This is a genomic window from Micromonospora sp. MP36 (genome assembly GCF_008119785.1).
GTDB lineage: Bacteria > Actinomycetota > Actinomycetes > Mycobacteriales > Micromonosporaceae > Micromonospora.
Window position 1 is genome coordinate 1 of sequence record NZ_VSFA01000322.1, and the last position, 328, is coordinate 328.

A 328-nucleotide genomic window follows, 5' to 3' on the forward strand; every position below is an offset into this window, starting at 1 on the left:
GGCGGGTAGTTCGGGTTGGGGCTGGAGGGTGACCTTCTGGCCGGTGAGGTGTTCAAGCTGGCGGATGAGGTCGTGTTGCCGGCGCTTCTTGTTGATCCGCGTGTCGTGGTAGTCGGGGCCGAGGTCCTGGTAGCAGGCGCTTGGGTCGGATAGCAGGTGCCAGATGATGGTCAGTACCGAGTTGCCGACGGCGACGATCGCGCGTTTCTTACCCCGCCGGCGGGCAAGCCGCCGGTAACGCTCGCCGAGGAAGGTGTTCGAACGGGAGAGTCCAGCGACGATCTCGCCGATGGTGCCGGCCAGCCACGGGTTGCCCTTGCCGGTGCTG

1 pseudogene is annotated in these 328 nt (G+C 66.2%); it reads right to left on the bottom strand.

The annotated features are described in order from the left end of the window. Window positions 1–328, bottom strand: a pseudogene (locus FXF52_RS41355) (IS110 family transposase); the annotation flags it as partial.